Source organism: Elusimicrobiota bacterium, from assembly GCA_040757695.1.
In the GTDB taxonomy this organism is placed as follows: Bacteria; Elusimicrobiota; UBA8919; order UBA8919; family UBA8919; genus JBFLWK01.
In genome coordinates this window covers 1-1,136 of record JBFLWK010000250.1, presented here as the reverse complement: position 1 = coordinate 1,136, position 1,136 = coordinate 1, and the positions used below count along the sequence as shown (strand labels likewise).

Sequence of the window (1,136 nt, the reverse complement as noted above, 5' to 3'; positions counted from 1 at the left end):
CCACAAACTCGGTGCCTTTCCCTTCGCCGTCGGAAAAGGCAACTATTTCGCCACCGTGCTGTTTTACAATACCGTAAGAGATAGAAAGCCCGAGCCCTGTGCCATCTTTTTTTGTTGTAAAAAACGGCTCAAAAATTCGGTTAAGATTTTCTTTGGAAATACCAGAACCAGTATCCTTGAAGGAAATTTCAATATGTTCTATTTTGTTTTCTTTTGTAGTTGCAATCCCTTGGATTGCTTCTTTTTCAACACGCCAAGGGCGTGCAACTACATTTGTGCTTATTGTCAATGTTCCACCTTCAGGCATTGCAGACTGGGCGTTTGTAATCAAGTTCAAAAAAACCTGCTCTAAATGTGGTGGTGAAATCAATATCGGGGGTAGTTGAGCATAATTTTTCGCTATTTTTACCTTTTTAAGTTCAAGTTGTTTGCCGTAAAGTAAGAGTGTTTTTTCTATAACAGTATTAATATCTCCGCAAACGAATTTTAGTTCTCGCTGTCTTGAGAAATCCAATAGTCCTTCAATAATTTTTTTGGAATAAACCGATGCGTTTTTTATTGCCATTAATTCTTCTGAACCTAGATTATCTATTAAAAGTAAATCTGCATTCCCTAATATCGTCTGTAACGGATTACCTAACTCATGTGCCAGCCCGCTGGCAAGTTCACCGATAGCGGCAAGTTTAGATGATTGGATTACTTGTGACTGAAGTTGTTTTATTTCTCGCATATCTCTTGCAATACCAACGATACCTACTAAATTCCCATCTTTATCCTTCATCACTGAGCCAGAAAAAGTCACAGGAATATTTTCTCCATTTTTTGTCCGGTAAGTCATCTCATAATTCCTAACCGAACCTTCATTTAATAACTTTTCCCACTTAGTTCCTTTGGATAATGTTTCTTCTTCTGCAAAAAGTATTCTCACTGGTTTTCCTATCAGTTCATCTTCCTTATATCCAAGAAGTTCCTCAGTTGCTTTATTTACTGTTCTTATGTTTCCATTTGGATCAGTCACAATCAAAGTATCAATCATACTTTTGATAATATTGTCAACATAGTCCTTGGACACAGTGACTTTTGATAAATTTTCTGTCATCTTATTAAACGAATTAGCAAATTCACCAAGTTCATCT

At 36.5% G+C, this 1,136-nt stretch carries 1 protein-coding gene; it reads right to left on the bottom strand.

All coding sequences use genetic code 11. The features are described from left to right. The coding region (locus AB1349_14555) for a PAS domain S-box protein (protein ID MEW6558547.1) at nucleotides 1-1,136 on the bottom strand (1,136 nt) is incomplete at both ends.